Below are 16,467 nucleotides of genomic sequence, written 5' to 3'. Positions count from 1 at the left end.
TTATTTTGAAAACGGGGTACAAATCGGTCTTTTTTTATCTTTTTCTATAAATGCAACAACTTCTGTAACTAATGCATTATTCTTAAATTCATTTGATAAATTACTTAAATTTTCTGTCAAATTTTCACTTTTGAAAATTTCTTTATAAGCTTCACTTAAAGCCATTATTTCTTTATTTGGAATATTTTTTCTTCTTAAGCCAATTAAATTTAATCCTTGCAAAATACTTCTATTTCCATGTGCTATTCCATAAGGAATCACATCCCTTACTACACCACACATGCCACCAATCATTGCAGCTTTTCCAACTCTAGTAAACTGTTGAACTGCAGAGTTTCCACCAATAATAGCATAATCATCAATATGTGCATGACCACCAAGAGGTACATTGTTAGCCAATATTACATTATTTCCAACAAAACAATCGTGAGCAACATGAGCTGAAACCATAAACAAGCAATTATTTCCTATTTTTGTTAAACCGCCACCACCATTTGTTCCTGGATTCATTGTAACGTATTCTCTAATTTTGTTACTATCTCCTATTTCTAAATCTGTTTTTTCGCCTACATATTTCAAATCTTGTGGATCATTTCCTATGGAAGCAAATGGGTAAATTTTATTATTTTTTCCAATTTTAGTGTAACCAGAGATATTTACATGTGAGTGTATTTCGGTATTTTCACCTATCTCAACATTTGCTCCTATTACTGAATAAGGTCCAACTTTAACATTTTTAGAGATCTTTGCTTTTGAGTCTATAATTGCCGTTTTATGTATCATCTATTTTCTTTTAAAAAATCCCTAAAGTTTTTTGCTGGATAACCCATGACTTTAGAATTATCAGGGATATCTTTTATTACTCCACTTCCACCACCAATCTCAACATTGTTTCCAATTTTTAAATGTCCAGATATACCTGCTTGACCGCCAATTTTAACATTTTCTCCTAATGTTGAACTACCAGCAATTCCAACTTGCCCAGCAATAATTGAGTTTTTTCCAATTTTTACGTTGTGAGCTATATGAATTTGATTATCCAGATATGTATTTTCACCAATAATTGTATTAGACATAGATCCTCGATCAATAGTTGAGCCACATCCTATTTCACAATTACTCTCAATAATTACAGCACCTATATGTGGATATCGTATGTTGTTATCTTTATTTGGAAAAAAACCAAAACCATGCTTGCCAATATTACAATTATCTAAAATTTTTATATTTTTTTTTATTATAGTATTTCTAATAATTACATTTGATCCTATAGAACAATTATCACCAATTGATACGTTTTTTTCAATTATAGTATTATGACCAATAGAACAATTGTTACCAATCGATACATTTTTTCCAATTAAAACATTTTTTCCAGATTTAACTGTATTTTTAAATTTTGTATCATTTATAAAATTTACCGTATCATCAAAATTATCGTATAAAGATTCTGGATAAAATTTTGACGTTATTAATGACGTTGAAAACAATACATTTCTTACTACTAAAGGAATACAATTTTTATTTAAGTCATCTTTTAGGTTTTCAGTAATTATACAAAAAGAAGCTTTTGTTTTTTTTGCTATATCTTTGTATTTTTTTGAGTGAAAAAAAGTGATATCTCCTTTTTCTGAATTAAGTAAATCTTTTATGTCTAAAACTTCTAAATTGTTTTTAATTACAAAATCTTTTAATCTTAAAGTTTCTATTAACTCTTTGATTTTAAAAGGACCATGATTTTTAAAAAAAGGATTAGCCATGATTGTTTTTATCAAAGCAATCTAACTCAGGTTATCAACAATTATTGCTATTTATTTCCTATCTACAATTGTTGCTGACCATATTGCATCAGCCATTTTTTTATCATCAACAAAAGCTTCACCTTTATATTTCCAAACCTTGCCATGGGATCTTATTGCTTCAATTTTGAGAATTAAATCACAATCTGGTATTACAGGATTTCTAAATCTTGCTTTTTCAACACCCATTAAAAATACTAATTTATTTTCATAAGTAGATTTATCTAATCCTGATGCAGTTAAAGCTGCTGCTGCTTGTCCAAAGGACTCCACTATCAAAACACCAGGCATTACAGGATTACCAGGAAAGTGACCTTGTACAAAAAAACTATTCTCCCTTACTTTGACCAATGCAGTTGCGGTTGATAATTTTTCTATATCGTATAGCTCGTCTATCAGAAGCATCGGTTCACGATGTGGTAAAAGTTTACGAATTTGATCTTTATTTAATTTATCCATCACTCTCAAATTTGATATTAATTATTTCAATTATGTCATTTGTTATATCTTTGCTATCTTTTCCAATAAAAATATTCTTTTTATCAAATAAAATATCAATAGAATTTTTAACCATATAATCTTGAATCAAAGGAGAAACAACTTTTAAAAAATTATCCAATTTAGTTTTTTTAATTTTTTGAAATTCGCTCATTAATTTATTTTTTTTTTGTTTATAATTATCAACTTCTTGATTAAATTTTTCAATATCATCTTCAAGTTTTTCTTTAGAAGTTATATTTTTTGTTTTATTTATTGTGTCTTTTTTTTCTATAATAATTTTTTCTTCTTGTTTTAATTCTGATAAATTTTTATTATTTATACTTTCTAAATCGTTATAGATTTTTTTGCCTAAATTTGAATTATTTAATACATAATCAAGATCTAGAAAAGCAATTTTTTCAGATGCATTTATTAAATTAAATTTAAAAAAAAATAATATAAAAAAAACAAAAAACTTTCTATTTAAATACATTAAAATGTTGTTCCAAGATTAAATCTGAAAGTTTCAGTTTCATCAGTCGAGTCTTTTGTTATTGGTTGAGCAAAAGAAAAACTTAATGGACCTACGGCAGTAAACCAGTCAACCCCTAAACCAACTGAACTTCTTATTTTGCTTGAATCATCTAAAGATTTATCATCAACTCCCCAAAGATTTGCGACGTCTATAAATGTTGCAAAATCAATGTTTTGAGAGTTAGGAAGTATTTGAGGTAATGTAGATGAAAGATTCATAATTGCATAATAATTTCCACCTATAAAATCAGCTCCATCTTTTGGACCAACTCTACCTCTCACAAATCCTCTTAATTTTTTTCCTGGTATATATAACCTTTCAGAAAGTTTAACATCATCATCTGTAATAGAATTTGCAGAACTTAGAGTTAAAGATATAGAAGAAATATTATCCTCATAAAGTTCAGAAAATACTTTATAATTATACATGTTGGTCAATGTATTATTATCACTTATTAATGGCAAATCGACTGAGTAAAAACTTCTAAATCCGTCATTTGTATTAAATTTTTGATTTCGTTTATCATAGTCAAAACTTAATTTTAAATATGTATCAAAGTAGTCACCTTCCATTTTTTTTTGTCTAGCTGAAGCGTTTGTATCAGTTTCTATTTTTTCAATAAATGATGATGCTTTTATTCCAAAATTAAGATCCTCTAAATATTCAAAATTTGTACCTAATGAACTACCAATTTTTTTTGATTTATATCCTGAGTCTACTAATCTATCGTTTTCATTTGCTTGTAACCCAAAATTAACTGCTTTATCAGTATTTTTGAAATTTGGATTTTTAATACTTAAATTTCCACTTATATTGTCAGAACCGACGGATAAATTTGAAACAACAGCTAAACCTTTTCCTAAATAGTTGTTTTCTTTTACACCAAATTCGACTACAGATCCATCCGTTCCAAAACCAGCACCAGCCATAATTTCTCCGGTTGGTTTTTCTTCAACATTAATATTTAAAATTTTAGAGTTTTGATTTTTTCCTTCAACGATATCCAGCTCAACTGTTTTAAAAAAATTTAATGATTTGATTTCGTTAATTGTTTTATTTGCTAATATGTCATTAAAATTATCACCTTCATCAATATAAAATTGATTCCTAATAACACTCTCCCTGGTGATATTATTTCCAAAAATATTTATTTTCTCAACTAGAAATTTTTCAGTTTCTTCAACCAAGAATTCAAGATTAATTGTATTATCTTCTATATTTTCTTTCACTAAAGCCTGAATTGCCTCATATTGTTCAGATATTGCAACTTTATCTATCTCATTAATTATATTTTCAACAGAATTTATTGAATAAGGTTCATTTTTGAGATCTTCAAAAATTTTGTTAAGATTTTCAAAATTAGCGTCATCAAAATCAGTGGGAATAATTAAACTTAAATTTCCAAAATAAAATTTATTTTTTGCATCTATATTAAAAATTAATTCAAATCCATTATTATCTATTAATTTTGCAAAAGATGAATTTATTTTAACATCATAATAACCTTTATTTAAATAAAAATTACGTAATAATCTTTTATCAAAATTTATTAAATTTTCATTTAAATATTTTTTACCAGAAATAATTTTCCAAAATTTATATTCTTCACTTATTATTATATTTCTTAATTTTCGATCTTTATAAATTTTATTACCAATGAAAGATATTTTTTTTATTTTGGCTTTATTATTAAGCTCAATATTATAATTTAAATCAATCTTGTTATCTTTTAAGTCTACTATTTCAATTACAACTTCAGAAAAATAATAACCCTGTTCTTTAAGTGAAGATAAAATTAAATTTCTATCTTTTTCTAATAAAATATCATTATAAGATGATCTTGACTTCAAATTTAAATTTTTAGTGATACTTTCTTTTAGTGTATTTGACTTAATACCAATATAATTTACATTTTCTATAATGGGATTTTCTTTAACTGTTATATTAAGTTTTCCTTCAATGAATTCTATTGAAACATCCTCAAAATAATTTGTCTCATAAAGTTTTTTTAATATTTCATTTAATTCAACTTCATTTAAATCATCACCAATTTTAGCATCAGAGAACATTTTAATTGTTTCATTTGATATACGATCATTACCCTCAACATTTATATTTGTTAGTGTTACTGAATATGCATTTGAACTTAACAAGAATAATACAAAAAAAGTTAAAAATAATTTTGAACAACTTGTAAACATTTAGATTTTATACACTTTTTTTTGTATTTTTGAACGAATATAATTATTTAAATTTATTATATCTTTTATATTTTTTGGTGAATTTTTTTTATATTTTAAAAACTCTTTATGCTTAATTAATTTAAATAAATCTTTTTGAATATCAGTAAATTTAATCTTATTTTTCAAAAAACATTCTACTAACATATCATTAGCCGCAACAACAACTGTCTCATACAGAGAATTTCTTTTTGGTAATAAAGATAAAAGCTTAATCATTGGGTACCTCTTTGGATTAACTTTATTAAAATTTAACTTATTGAGTTTTTTTATGTCAATTTTATTAGAATTAATTTTTCTAAATTCATTAGAATACAACGTATTAAATATTGGTATTTTCATAAAGGTATCATGTGCAACAATTTTGATTAACCCATTTTTAAATTTAACTATTGCATGAACATATGACTTTGGATGTGTTAAAATATTTATTTGATTATAATGTAAATTAAAAATATTTTTTGCCTCTATAACCTCATAAACTTTATTAATCATTGTGGCAGAGTCTATAGAAATTTTTTTACCCATTTTCCAATTGGGATGTTTTGTAGCTTGATTAATATTTACGTTTTTTAATTTGTTTATAGGTTTATTTAAAAAAGGACCACCTGAAGCAGTAATGCAAATATTATCTACAAGATTTTTATCAATATCTCTTAAAGCATACCAAATAGAAAAATGTTCAGAGTCTACTGGAATAAATTTGGTTTTGTATTTTTTTAAATTTTTATCTATTAAATTCCAACCACAAATTATTGCTTCTTTATTAGCAATTGCGATTGTTTTACTATATTTGATAATATCAATAGTTGGTTTAAGTCCTTGGATACCTGTAATTGAACTCATTGTATAATCAACCTTTGTTTTAAAAATTTTATCAAATTTTTCAAATGAATTAAAAATATTAATTTTTTTTGAATATGTATTCTTGTTTAATTTCGAATAGCTATCTCTTCCTGTCAAAATTAAATTTTTTACTTTAAAAAATTTTGCTTGTTTTAAAAGTTCTTTATAATTCTCTTCTGCACTCAATAAAACTATTTCAAAATTTTTTTTATCTTTTCTGATTATATTTATTAATGTTTTTCCTATTGAACCCGTTGAACCTAAAATAGCAATTTTTTTTCGCATTTGATTAAAAACCACTAAGTTGAATTAAATAATAAATTGGAAATGCAAAAATCATACCATCTATTCTATCGAGCAAACCTCCATGGCCTGGTATTATATTTCCAGTATCGTTAATCTTAGACAATCTCTTGAAGTATGATATTGTTATATCTCCTATTTGACTAACAAAAGATATTAAAATGATAATTACAATCCATCTAATTGTAATTTCAATATTTATATGATTTAAATATAATGAAACAAAAATTAGTGATAAACAAAAACCACCAATAGTTCCAGCATATGTTTTGTTTGGACTAATTTTTGTTAATTTTGGTCCCTTAAAAATCTTACCAAAAATATATCCACCAAGGTCAGTCAGGACACATATAAAAAGTGGAATTAATATAATTTGCTCAATAGAAAGATTATAAAATATATAAAAAGAAATAAATAAGAATATAAATCCAATTAGTTTATCCCTAATTTTATTAACCATTCTGTACCACTCTATATAGGAGATTATAAAGCATAATATTGTAAAGCATAAAAGATAATATGAACCTTCAAATATAAAAAAAAGTACTAAAGGAAATAAAATTACTGAACTAAAAATTCTTTTCAAAAACTGTGTCATTATATTTTTCCAAAGTTTCTTTTTATAAATTTATATTCTTTAATTATTTTATTGAAATCTTTTTCATTAAAAGCTGGCCAAAGTTTTTTTTCGAAAAAAATTTCAGTGTAAGCAAGTTGCCATAATAGAAAATTGCTAAGTCTTTTTTTGTCACCAGTTCTTATTAAAATTTCTGGATCAGGTATATTTTTTGTAAATAAATATTTTGATAAATTTTTTTCTGTAATTGAATCTTTATTTTTTAAAATCGATTTAAAAGCATAAACTAATTCTGATTTTGAACCATAATTTAAAGCTAGATTTATTTGTAATCTGGTATTTTTAGAAGTTTTTTTTTCAGACAAGCTAAGTAATTTGTTAATTTTTTTTGAAAAATTTTTAATACCAATAATTTTTAATCTAATATTCTTGTCATGGAGGTCGTTAATTTTATTTTTTAGAAAATTTTCTAATAAACTAAACAAAAATGAAACCTCGTTTTTGGGTCTTTTCCAATTTTCTGTAGAAAAAGCAAATAATGTTAAAAACTTAATATTATTTCTAATTGACGCTCTAATTATTTTCTCAACTGTTCTTAATCCAGCTTTATGACCTTCATTTCTAGAATTTTTATATTTTAAACCCCATCTTCCATTGCCATCCATGATAATGGCTACATGATTTAATGGATTCATATGGTCATTATTTCTTTTTCTTTTGAGGAAACTTTATCGTCTACAGATTTTATGTGGTCATCAGTGATAGTTTGAATTTTTTTTTCATGAGATTTTTCTTGATCCTCGCTTATCACTTTAGATTTTAAGAGTTTTTTAAGATCCTCATTTGCCTCTCGTCTAATATTTCTTATTGAAACTTTACATTTTTCACCAATCGACTTTATTAATTTCTTAAGTTCAATTCGTCTTTCCTCATTTAGTTCAGGGACAGGTAATCGTATTAATTGACCATCAATTTGAGGATTTAATCCCAAATCTGACTTTTGTATTGCTGCATCCACTAAATTTACGTTGTTCACATCCCACACCTGGATATTTATCATTCTCGGCTCAGGGGTAGTTATGCTAGCAACCTGATTAATTGGCATTTTTTGTCCATATACATCTACTTTTATCAAATCTAGCATAGATGCATTAGCTCTGCCCGTTCTTAAAGAAGACAATTCTTTTGAGAAAACCTCAATGGTTTTATCCATTTTAAGGCTGTATGATTTTTCATCAAACATTTATTCTCCAATCTTTATTCTATAAAACTCTTTAATCTTCAAATCAGTTATAGAAAGTTCTTTTATTACATCTTGCACTTTCTTCTTTGGCTCCATAACCCAAGCTTGAGTTAAAAGAGCATTTTCCTCTTTAAATTTATTCATCTTGCCTAGGCTTATTTTTTTTGCAATATCATCTGGTTTTCCCAAATTTTTTAACTCTTCAGTAACTAGTTCTTGCTCTTTTTCGATAATTGATTGATCTATAGAGCTAGACTCTAAAGCTAATGGATTTGAAGCTGCAATATGCATCGATAATTGTTTACTAAATGTTTTTATAACATCAGAATTATCTTTTGTAATCAATGAGACCATAACTGCTAATTTGGCAACATTATCTTTTACGACTGTATGAAGGTAGTGATTATTAACTCCATCAGAATTTTGAATTGTTTTGGCTTTCCCGATAGTAATTTTTTCACCAATCTTTGCAATCAAAGCAACTAAATTATCGTCAACTGTTTGACCATTTCTCATTTTTGTTTTTTTCAGTTCCTCAACATCTGAATTATTACTGTTATTCAGATCACTTAATTCTTTAACGAATGAAATAAAGTCGTCATTTTTTGCAACAAAATCTGTTTCACAATTAACCTCAATTACTGATATTTTTGTTTCATCTCCGCTTACAACAACAACACCCTCTTTTGCATCTCTAGACATTTTTTTAGAGGCTTTTGAAATACCCTTAACTCTTAAAATTTCAATTGCTTTATCCAGGTCTCCGTTTGACTCCTTAATAGCTAAATTACAATCTTTAAAACCAGCTCCGGTAGCTTCTCTGAGTTTTTTAACCTTTTCTATATCACTCATTAATTTAAAGACTCCTTATCTGCTTTAGAGAATTTTTTTTCTAATTTTTCTCTATCTAACTCCTGAATCGTTTTAGTTTTATTGAAGGAATTATCATCTTTAACATTTTCTTTTTTTGACTCTGCCTTAGGTCCAGCACTTTTTGCACTGTTTATTGTTTCTTTAATAAGATTACAATAAAGGTCAATAGCTCTTCTTGCATCGTCATTACCTGGGATTGGATAATCAATATTATCTGGATTAGAATTACTATCTACAATTGCGATAATTGGTATTCCTAATTTTGCTGACTCTGCAATAGCTAAAGACTCATAATTTGTATCAATAACAAATAATAGATCAGGAACTTTTTTCATATCAGCTATTCCACCTAAAGATCTTTGAAGTTTATCTTTTTTAACACTCATTTTAAGAAGCTCTTTTTTTGTAAAACCTCTGTTCTCTGCTATTAGATCGGTTTCAAGTTTTTTTAATTTCTTGATTGAATTTGAAATAGTTCCCCAATTAGTTAGCATGCCACCTAACCATCTGTAATTAACAAAATATTGATCTGTTTCTTTTGCAACTTCAGCTATGGCTTCAGACGCTTGTTTTTTTGTAGAAACAAATAAAATTTTACCATTATTTGCAATAGTTTCATAAACTTTTTCCAAAGCTACTTTTGTTAATTCAAGTGTTTGAGTTAAGTCAATAATATGAATGGAGTCTCTTTTTCCAAAAATATATTTTTTCATTTTTGGATTCCATCTCAATGTTTTGTGCCCAAGGTGAACACCTGCTTCTAGTAATTGCTGAATTGTTATATTAGGTATTTTCATATTTATTCCCGGTTAAGCCACCACAGTAATTTCCAACTAAGGACCGGAGGTATAAAACCAAAAACTGTGTGCGTGTTAATTTAATTTAGTGGTTATTTACAAATATTTACTATGTTTAACAAGTGATTATTTAGTTAATTATTGCTTGAATTTGCTGATTTCTTAAGAGATTTAAAGCTTTTCTGTCCAATTTACGTGGATTTCTCAATCTAAATTGAAGTATATTTTCACCTTTAACCAAGTTAATATTTACTACTGTTTTGCCTTCATCTTTCAAGATTGTAGATATTTTTTTAATTTGTTCATGAGAATTTAGATTGAATGAAATCTCGTTTATAGGACTATTAAATAAATTTTTAAGAGAAGCTATTTTTTGAACGTTTATTCTAGTTAATCTATTTTCATCATTCGAAGTATTTTTAAATAATGTTAAAATGAGAGAGCTACCCTCTTTTAAAATATCTCTATTTAACTCAAGAACATCTGAAAAGATAAAAAGCTCAAATACACTTGATAGGTCTGTTAATTTCAAAACAGCATATGAATTTCCTTTTGCAGTTTTTCTTTCTTGAACCTTCAGCAGTGTAGCCGCTATGTTGGCGTCTTTTAAATCTTCTTTTGAGATAAAAATTGAATAATTTTTTATTTTATAATCATTAAAAATCTCTGTAAATTGATTTAACGGATGGTCAGAAACAAAGAAACCTACCGCTTCAAATTCTTTAGATAATCTTTCTTCAAATTTCCAATCTTCGGTTTTTATTATAATCTCATTCTGCATACTTTTATCTTCTGCAAATAAATCAATCTGATTTGCAGATTTATTATCAAATATATTTTTATTTTTAGCTATTATTGTGGGAATAGAATTATACAAAGCTTGTCTGTTTAAGTTTAATTTATCAAATGCACCTGCTTTAACTAAACCTTCTAATTGGAGTTTGTTTATATCTTTTGGGTTTACTCTATTTATAAAATCATGAATTGACTCAAATTTTCCATTTAAAGTTCTTTCTTTTACTATGTTTGATATTGCCTCATAGCCTACAGCTTTAATTCCTCCCAGTGCATAATAAAATTTATCATCAATCGTTCTAAAATCAGCAAAACATTCATTTATATCTGGACGAACAACTTGAACATTTAATCTTTTTAATTCTTCATAAAACTCACTTAACTTATTTTGATTAGATATATCCATAGTCATTGATGCTGCAATAAACTCTTTTGGATAATATGTTTTTAAAAATGCAGTTTGGTAAGATATTATTGCATACGCAGCTGCATGACTTTTATTAAAGCCATATTCCGCAAATGGTTCAATTTTTAAAAAAATTCCAGCTGCAACATCTTTTGATATTCCATTTTTAACAGCTCCAGCAATAAACCCTTGTTTTTGTTTTTCAAGTTCTGCTCTTTTCTTTTTACCCATTGCTCTTCTCAAAAGATCAGCTTGTCCTGCTGTAAATCCTGATAATTTTTGTGCAATCTGCATTACCTGTTCTTGATAAATAATTACACCATAAGTTGGTTTTAAAATATCTTCTAGAAGTGGGTGTAAATAATCTGGTTTTTGTTTTCCATGTTTGCAGTCATTATATATTGGAATATTGCTCATTGGTCCCGGTCTGTATAAAGCAACTAAGGCAATAATATCTTCAATATGATTTGGTTTCATTTGAGTTAAGGCTTCTCTCATACCGGCACTTTCAATTTGGAATAAGCCAACCGTTTTACCTGTTGACATTAGATCAAATACTTTTTGATCTTCATAATTAATTTTTTCTATATCAAAATCTTTAATTTTTTTTCTTACAAGTTTTTGTGTATTGTTAATTACAGTAAGTGTTTTTAAGCCCAAAAAATCGAATTTTACTAAACCTGCATTTTCTGCAGAGTACATATCAAATTGTGTAGATGGTAATAATAGATCTGCAGAAACATCTTTATACAAAGGAACAACCTCAGTAAGTTTTTTATCTGCTATTACTACTCCAGCGGCGTGAGTAGCAACATTTCTGTTAAGACCTTCTAATTTTAATGATAGATCAGTAAGTTTCTTCACCCTTGGATCATCATTAATAAGTTTTTGTAATCGTGGTTCTCCTGCAATGCACTGGGTTAAATTTTGTGGTCTAGATGGATCGAAAGGTATCATTTTAGATATGCTATCAACAAATCCATAAGGTAAACCCAAAACTCTCCCAACGTCTCTAATTACCATTCGGGCTTTTAATTTACCAAATGTTATAATGTGTGCCACGCTATCTTTGTATTTGGTTGTTAGATATTCAAAGACTTGATCCCTTTTATCCTCACAAAAGTCTATATCAAAATCTGGCATTGAAATTCTATCTGGATTTAAAAATCTTTCAAAAATAAGATTAAATTTTATTGGATCAACATCTGTTATTGATAAACACCAAGCTACTAATGAGCCAGCACCAGAGCCTCTTCCAGGACCTACAGGTATATCATTGTTTTTAGCCCATTTAATATAATCGGCAACTATAAGAAAATAACTAGAATATTTCATTTCTATAATAATAGAAAGTTCATGATTAAGTCTGTTCTTATATTCTCTATAAGAATTATTATTTTCTAAATCTTCATCACTTAAATTAAAGATCTTATTGAATTTGACTTTTAATCCCTCAATGGAATCTTTTTTTAAAATTTCATCTGCATTTCCATCTTTATCACTGCTAATATTAGGTAATATTGGGTATGAAAATAAAGGTCTATAACTACATCTTAATGGAAAATTATAATTATTTTCTAAAGCCTCAGGTAAGTCAGCAAATAATTCGGACATCTCTGCGTTAGTTTTTAAATAATGTTGGTTAGTAAATTTTAATCTATTTTTTTCGTTTACATATGACTTGTTACCGATACAAATTAAAGCATCATGGGCTTCGTGCATTTCTTTATCTAAATAAAAAACTTCATTAGTTGCAATAATAGGTATTTCCAAATCTAAAGATTTTTTTAAATTAAATTTTTCAAATCCAATTTCTTTTTGATCATTATGTCTTTGAATCTCTAAGTAAAATCTATCATCAAAAGCGTTTTTAATTTTATTATAAAGCTCATGAATTTCACTAAACTTTCCTTTATCAAATAATTTACCAAATAGACCAAAAACAGTTCCTGAAAATACAGCAACACCTTTGGAATTACTTAATAGTAATTCAAAATCTACATGTGGATCTGACAATTCATCGTTTTCTAAATACGATAAAGATGAAAGTTCTATTATATTTTTATATCCAGCTTCATTTAAAGCAAACAAAGGTAGTAAACCCATTGTTTCTCCAATTTTAAAATTAATTTGAGTTCCAATTATTGGTTGAGTTCCAGACTTTGAGATCTTTTCAGCAAATTCAAGCGCTCCACATAAATTTGAAGTGTCACACAAACCAAGAGATTTTATTTTATTTTTCTTAGAATATTCTTGTAAATCATCAATTCTAGCTGCTCCTTCGCAAATAGAATATTGAGTATGAATTTTAAGATGATTGAAATTTTGAGAATGAAACTCAGTCATTAAACGATTTTATACTACCATCTATCATCTCCAATAGGCAATCTGCCTTATTAGCAAAGAATCTATTATGAGTTGCAAATATAATCAGTCTATCTGACCTTTTTTGTTTATATAAAAGTTCAAAAACATCTTTTGCTGTTTCCATATCCAAACTTCCAGTCGGTTCATCCGCTAAAATAATTTCAGGATCATTTACAATCGCCCTTGCTATAGCAACTCTTTGAGCTTCACCACCTGATAATTGAGATGGAAAGTGATCTGCCCTCTTAGAAAGACCAATTTTTTTGATTAATTTTTCTGCATTAGATATTGCTAATTCTTTATTGTCATTAATTGCAAGTGAGGCCAAATATATATTTTCTAAAGCAGTAAAATCTGGGAGAAGATTATTTTGTTGATAAACAATTCCTATTTTTTTGGATCTATAAACATCATTTTTTTCAGATTCATTGAAATTTACAGGAATTTTATCAAAATGGATTGATCCAGATGATGGTCTATCGATCAATGAAATTAAATTTAATAAGGTTGATTTACCTGACCCGGATGGCCCCATTATAGAATAGCTTTTTCCTTTATCAAATTTTTGAGAAAGATTTTTTAATACTTTAACTGTTTTTTCAGTTTTAAAGGTTTTAAATATTTTTTTTAATTCAAGAAAATTATTCATATTTTAAAGATTTAATTGGGTCCAGTTTGGCTGCCTTAAAGGCAGGAAAAATTGAAACTAATATTGTTATAATTATTGAACAAATTGATATTAAAAATATTGATGATGGATCTATTTCTGAAGGCATCTTGCTTAAAAAATAAATCTCTTCTGGAAATAAACTTATATTAAATGTAGAGCTAAGGAATTGTCTAAAATTCTCTATATAAAGAGAAAACGTTACACCCAAAAAAATTCCAAAAATAGTAGCAGATGTTCCTATTATTACACCTACTAAAAAAAATATTTTTACAATTGATTTATTTAACACACCAATTGACTTTAAAATTGCGATATCTCTTGTTTTGTTTTTAACTAAAATTGTTAACCCAGAAATTATATTAAAGGCTGCCACAATAATTATTAAAGATAAGATAATAAACATTACATTTCTTTCTACTTTTAAGGCAGAAAATAATGAACTATTCATATCAGCCCAACTAAAAACAAATTCTTCATCAAAAATTTCTTGGACAATGAATTTTTGCTGCTCAATTTTATTTGGGTTTTTTAAATAAATTTCTAAATTTCTATCCTCTGACTTATAGTCAAAAAAATCTTCAAGTGTATTTAAATTAATAAATGCAATATTGTTATCAAACTCAGATAAACCACTATTGTAAATTGATGTTACCAAAAATGTTTTCTGTTTTGGCATACTGCCAATTATTGTTTCTACCCCTGATGGCGAAAGTAAAGTTAATTCGTCACCTATTTTAACATCTAATGAAAAACTTAATTCATTTCCTATCGATATATAATTTCCATTTAATTGATTTTTGTTGCCTTTAAATTTTTCATTTTTGACAATTTCTAAACTTGAAAAGGCATCTTTTTCATATCCACGTAGAACTATTCCTTTTGATATATCGTTTTTAAGTATAATAGCTTCACCAGAGTTACTTAAAATAATATTTTCAGAAATTAATTTTAAATTTTTTTTATTTATTTTTTTTTCATCGATTGGATTTCCATAAGTTTTTACAGTTATGTGCGAATTAAAGCCTACTATTTTATTAATCAGCTCAGTCCTAAATCCGTTCATAACTGACATCACAATTATAAGAACTGCAACTCCAAGACTTATTCCTATAAAAGAAAAAATAGATATAACATTCAAAAAACCATCTTTTTTTCTGGCTTTTAAAAATCTTAAAGTAATTTCTTTTTCTAAAGTAGAAATCAAATTGAATTTTTTTGTTTAGTTATAATTTCAATAATTTTACTTAAAGGTAAATTTTGAGTTTCACCACCAGTTTCTTTGAACTCTAATAAATCCCCTTCACTTTTCTTACCGATAATAATTTGATATGGGGCACCAATTAAATTCATTTTTTTAGTTTTTGATGAAAAATTTTCATCTGTATCATCAATGATTGCATCAATGTTATTTTTGAGTAATTCTTTATTGATATTATTTGCTTTATCTAAAGCTGAGCTATCATTTTTATTTATCATAGGTATTAAAGCAATATCATAAGGAGCAACAGACAATGGCCATTTCATGATTTCATTTTTGTCATCATATTTTGCCTCAATTATAGCCCCTACTAACCTTGATACACCAATTCCATAAGAACCCATTTTAACAAAATCTTTTTTTCCTCCTGGTAAATCAACAGATGCTCCCATTGGTTTTGAATATTTGTCACCAAAATAAAATATATGGCCTACTTCGATACCTTTTGTAATCAATTGATTTTCCTTAGAAACAATTTTTTCAAACTCTTCTTTATTAAACTTTTCATCAGTTACAGCATAAAACTTTTCATATTTTTTTCTCATACTTTCCAATGATACTTTTTCTATTTCAGTATCATCACTATCAAGATCAAATATTCTTTTATCTGTGAAAATTTTACTTTCTCCAGTATCAGCAAGAATAATAAATTCATGAGATAAATTTCCACCTATAGGTCCTGTATCAGCAGCCATTGGTATTGCTATCAAAGATAATCTTTTAAATGTTCTTAAATAAGAAAGAAAGAATTTATTATAAGAATAAAAAGCTTCCTCATCTGATACATCAAATGAATAGGCATCTTTCATATAAAACTCTCTACCACGCATAATTCCAAATCTAGGTCTAATTTCATCTCTGAACTTCCATTGAATATGATACATAAGTTGTGGGAGTGATTTATAAGATTTTATTGAAGATCTAAAAATTTCGGTAACTTGCTCTTCATTGGTTGGTCCATATAACATTTCTCTGTTTTGACGGTCGGTTATTCTTAACATCTCTTCACCATAATCGTCATAACGACCACTTTCTTTCCAAATTTCACTGGATTGAATTGTTGGCATTAAAATTTCTTGAGCTCCAATTTTATTTTGTTCTTGTCTGACAATTTCTTCTATTTTTTTCATTACCTTAAAACCTAAAGGTAACCATGAATAAATTCCTGCGGAGGCTTGCTTAATCATGCCTACTCTCAACATCAATTGATGAGATTTAATTTTTGCTTCTGAAGGATTATTTTTTAATATTGGTATAAATGAATTTGATAAAAGCATC

General features: G+C 26.8%; 15 protein-coding genes. All 15 read right to left on the bottom strand.

Annotation, left to right across the window (positions count from 1 at the left end):
• The 15 genes from lpxA to proS all read right to left on the bottom strand — a co-directional run bounded on the left by lpxA (nt 1) and on the right by proS (nt 16,466).
• Nucleotides 1-783, bottom strand: coding sequence for an acyl-ACP--UDP-N-acetylglucosamine O-acyltransferase (gene lpxA, locus ACTT9X_RS02825; protein ID WP_440934182.1), 783 nt, complete (start codon nt 781-783; stop codon nt 1-3).
• A complete protein-coding gene (lpxD, locus tag ACTT9X_RS02820; protein ID WP_440934181.1) occupies nt 780-1,760 on the bottom strand; it encodes a UDP-3-O-(3-hydroxymyristoyl)glucosamine N-acyltransferase in 981 nt (326 codons plus the stop codon). Before lpxD ends, lpxA begins: the two co-directional genes overlap by 4 nt.
• 51 nt (nt 1,761-1,811) lie before the next feature.
• A complete protein-coding gene (gene fabZ, locus ACTT9X_RS02815; protein ID WP_440934180.1) occupies nt 1,812-2,258 on the bottom strand; it encodes a 3-hydroxyacyl-ACP dehydratase FabZ in 447 nt (148 codons plus the stop codon).
• Nucleotides 2,251-2,772: an OmpH family outer membrane protein gene (locus tag ACTT9X_RS02810; RefSeq protein WP_440934179.1), complete on the bottom strand. Its 522-nt coding sequence runs from the start codon at nt 2,770-2,772 to the stop codon at nt 2,251-2,253. Before ACTT9X_RS02810 ends, fabZ begins: the two co-directional genes overlap by 8 nt.
• A complete protein-coding gene (bamA, locus tag ACTT9X_RS02805; RefSeq protein ID WP_440934178.1) occupies nt 2,772-5,015 on the bottom strand; it encodes an outer membrane protein assembly factor BamA in 2,244 nt (747 codons plus the stop codon). The genes ACTT9X_RS02810 and bamA overlap by 1 nt, the downstream gene beginning before the upstream one ends.
• The gene (locus tag ACTT9X_RS02800; RefSeq protein ID WP_440934177.1) at nt 5,016-6,185 is read right to left on the bottom strand and encodes a 1-deoxy-D-xylulose-5-phosphate reductoisomerase; all 1,170 of its coding nucleotides are present in this window, start codon (nt 6,183-6,185) and stop codon (nt 5,016-5,018) included.
• Nucleotides 6,186-6,189: 4 nt separating this feature from the next.
• Nucleotides 6,190-6,663 carry a phosphatidate cytidylyltransferase gene (locus ACTT9X_RS02795; RefSeq protein ID WP_440934176.1) on the bottom strand — a complete coding sequence of 158 codons (474 nt, stop codon included), beginning with the start codon at nt 6,661-6,663 and terminating at the stop codon, nt 6,190-6,192.
• Between the two features lie 137 nt (nt 6,664-6,800).
• Nucleotides 6,801-7,475 carry a polyprenyl diphosphate synthase gene (gene uppS, locus ACTT9X_RS02790; protein ID WP_440934175.1) on the bottom strand — a complete coding sequence of 225 codons (675 nt, stop codon included), beginning with the start codon at nt 7,473-7,475 and terminating at the stop codon, nt 6,801-6,803.
• Nucleotides 7,472-8,023, bottom strand: a complete 552-nt coding sequence (gene frr, locus ACTT9X_RS02785) for a ribosome recycling factor (RefSeq protein WP_440934174.1) — start codon at nt 8,021-8,023, stop codon at nt 7,472-7,474. Before frr ends, uppS begins: the two co-directional genes overlap by 4 nt.
• Complete coding sequence (tsf, locus tag ACTT9X_RS02780; protein ID WP_440934173.1) at nt 8,024-8,875, bottom strand: translation elongation factor Ts; 852 nt, start codon at nt 8,873-8,875, stop codon at nt 8,024-8,026.
• Nucleotides 8,875-9,693 (bottom strand): 30S ribosomal protein S2, encoded by an 819-nt coding sequence (gene rpsB / locus ACTT9X_RS02775; RefSeq protein ID WP_440934172.1) that lies wholly within the window; start codon nt 9,691-9,693, stop codon nt 8,875-8,877. The genes tsf and rpsB overlap by 1 nt, the downstream gene beginning before the upstream one ends.
• Nucleotides 9,694-9,823: 130 nt before the next feature.
• Nucleotides 9,824-13,240, bottom strand: coding sequence for a DNA polymerase III subunit alpha (gene dnaE, locus ACTT9X_RS02770; RefSeq protein ID WP_440934171.1), 3,417 nt, complete (start codon nt 13,238-13,240; stop codon nt 9,824-9,826).
• A complete protein-coding gene (locus tag ACTT9X_RS02765; protein ID WP_440934170.1) occupies nt 13,233-13,910 on the bottom strand; it encodes an ABC transporter ATP-binding protein in 678 nt (225 codons plus the stop codon). The genes dnaE and ACTT9X_RS02765 overlap by 8 nt, the downstream gene beginning before the upstream one ends.
• Nucleotides 13,903-15,135, bottom strand: coding sequence for a lipoprotein-releasing ABC transporter permease subunit (locus ACTT9X_RS02760; RefSeq protein ID WP_440934169.1), 1,233 nt, complete (start codon nt 15,133-15,135; stop codon nt 13,903-13,905). Before ACTT9X_RS02760 ends, ACTT9X_RS02765 begins: the two co-directional genes overlap by 8 nt.
• Entirely contained in the window at nt 15,132-16,466 is a 1,335-nt protein-coding gene (proS, locus tag ACTT9X_RS02755) for a proline--tRNA ligase (RefSeq protein ID WP_440934168.1), read from the bottom strand. Before proS ends, ACTT9X_RS02760 begins: the two co-directional genes overlap by 4 nt.
• Nucleotide 16,467: the final 1 nt, after the last annotated feature.

It is taken from the genome of Candidatus Pelagibacter sp. (assembly GCF_052049855.1).
Classification (GTDB): Bacteria; Pseudomonadota; Alphaproteobacteria; order Pelagibacterales; family Pelagibacteraceae; genus Pelagibacter.
This window is presented reverse-complemented; position numbering and strand designations above follow the sequence as displayed.